This is a genomic window from Lyngbya sp. CCY1209 (genome assembly GCF_055795065.1).
Genome location: NZ_JAYFER010000206.1, coordinates 1 through 2,641 on the forward strand (window position 1 = coordinate 1; position 2,641 = coordinate 2,641).

A 2,641-nucleotide genomic window follows, 5' to 3' on the forward strand; every position below is an offset into this window, starting at 1 on the left:
CGGACGAATCGCGGCTGTTGCGGGGGCGGGCTTTAAAAGATGCACAAATTTGGGCGATCGGAAAAAGTTTGAGCGATCTCGATTATCAATTTTTAGCGCAGTGCGAAGAACTGGATCGCAGAGAAGCACAAAGAGCATTGGAAGCCGCTCGAGCCAAAGAAGTTGAAGCCCGACTCGTCGAAGAACACAAGCGACTGGAGGCGGAACGCCAACAATTATTACAGGAACAAAAAAACGCCAAATTGCAACGGCTACTTCTGTCCGTCGTCACCGTCGCTTTTGTCATTTCTTCCGGTATCGGTATCTTTGCCAGTCGGCAGTACCGACAGGCGAGAACTAACGAAATTATCGCCCTGGCTTCCTCTTCTAAAGGCTTGTTTGCTTCCCACAACCAGTTGGAAGCGATGGTCGCCGCGGTCAAGGCCAGACGCCGTATGGACGCTTTAGGCCGGGTCGATGAAAAGATCGCAGGGCAAGTAGAAAACGCCTTGAACCAAGCCGTTTACGGCAGCGGCGAATTGAATCGACTGATCGGCCATCAAGGCAGCGTTTTCAGCCCGGATATCAGCCCGGATGGCAAGTTATTAGCCACGGCGAGCCAAGATAAAACCGTGAAAATTTGGCGGTCTGACGGCCGGTTACTCCAAACCCTGAAACATTCGGCGACCGTTTTTCGGGTGGCTTTTAGTCCGGACGGAAAGTCTGTCGTTTCCGGGAGTTTAGATGGAAACATCCAGTTGTGGAGCATCGATGGAAAACTGTTAAAAAAGATTCCGGCTCACGAGGCTTCGGTGTGGGGAGTCGCCTTCAGTCCCGACGGTCAAAAGATCGCGTCTTCGAGTAGCGATCGCACCGTCAAAGTTTGGCGAAAAAACGGCACATTGTTGGCGACTTTGGAAGGACACCAACAGGCGGTTTGGAATGTAGCTTTTGATGCCGAAAGTGAAATAGTCGCTTCTGCAGGAGTCGATGGAGTCGTCAAACTCTGGAGTATTGAGGGTCAATTATTGAAAACTCTGGAAGGACATCAGGCATCGGTTTGGGATGTCGCCTTTTGCCAAAAAACAAATTTACTCGTGTCCGGAAGTACGGACCGAACGGCAAAGCTGTGGCGGACCGACGGAACCCTGGTGAACACTTTTCAAGCCGAAGATGTCATTTTAGGAGTCGATTGCAGCGAAAATGGCGAATATATTGCCACCGGCGGAAATGATAATGCCATCAAAATTTGGCTGACGGACGGAACCCTCATCCACACCTTCAAAAAACACGATGGAGTTGTTCGCGATGTCGCGCTGACGGCGGACGGTTTGATGGCGGCTTCAGCCAGCGATGATGGCATTGTCAAAGTGTGGCAATATAACCGGGAGTTGTCGAGAAAGCTTTACGGCCACGAAGATACGGTTTGGGGTTTGGCAATTCGTGCGGATGGTGAATTGATTGCTTCTGTGGGTGATACGAGTCTGAGACTGTGGCGGACTGATGGAAAGCTGGCGCATAAAATCGACAGTTCGAGCGCGGGAATACGCTCCGTCGCTTGGGCGGCAGATGGGGGTAAGATCGCGATTGGAACGAATAATTTTTTCGTCGAAGTTTTCGATTTAAAAGATCTGAAAAATTTGCCGGTCGAACCCCCGCGAATCTTGACCGGACATCGGGCTTCGGTTTACGGACTCGCCATCAGTCCGGACAGCCAGATTATCGCTTCCGGGTCTGATGACAAAACGATCAAATTGTGGAGTATTGATGGAGAATTTCTCGACAGTTTTGTCGCCCATGAAGAGAGAATTTGGGACTTGGATTTTAGCCCCGACGGTCAACTTATCGCGTCCGCCAGCGAAGATGCGACGGTGAAATTATGGAGTCTTGACGGGAGGGCGATCGCCACCTTACAACATCAAAATCCGGTGCCGGGATTGGCATTCGACCCCCGAGGAAATGGACTCGTTACCGCCAGTCGAGATGATACATTGACCTTCTGGAAATTAGATGGCACCCGGGTGAAAAGCATTCGCGCCGAGAGCGGGGGGCTGACGCGAGTCGCATTCAGTCCGGACGGTCAGACCATCGCCACAGGTGGGGGGGATAAGACGGTGAAGTTGTGGAATTTGGAAGGAAAGTTGTTGGCGACTTTGCCGGGACACGAGAGCATGGTTATCGCGGTCGATTTTACACCCGACGGCAAGTTTTTGGTGTCCGCCGGAGACGATCGCACGGTCATTATTTGGGATTTAGAAAAAATTGAAACGCTCAACGAGCTCGAATATGCCTGCGACTGGGTGCGGGATTACCTGCGGACGAATCCGGAAGTTGATCCGAGCGATCGCGACCTGTGTAAAAATGTCGGCAATTGAACGATCGGCGAAATTTCATCGGTCGAGACTAAAGATTCGGTGGCAAAAAAACGGGGTAGCCAGATTGACGATCGCCACAAGATTGGATTTGCAATATAATAGCAACGGGTGAACCAATCGGGGTAATTTTTACAAATTTCCATATCAAAAATGATCTATCAAGTTGGTGGAAGTTTAAACAGCGATGCTCCCTGCTATGTGGAACGAAAGTGCGATCGCGACCTCTACGAAGCTTTGAAACGGGGGGAGTTTTGCTACGTTTTGAACTCGCGACAGATGGGAAAATC

At 50.8% G+C, this 2,641-nt stretch carries 1 protein-coding gene; it reads left to right on the top strand.

From position 1 onward, the window contains the following. Positions 1–2,354, top strand: a 2,354-nt coding sequence (locus tag AC0QHF_RS03945) for a WD40 repeat domain-containing protein (RefSeq protein ID WP_324702881.1), incomplete at its 5' end; no start/stop codon positions are given. Positions 2,355–2,641: the final 287 nt, after the last annotated feature.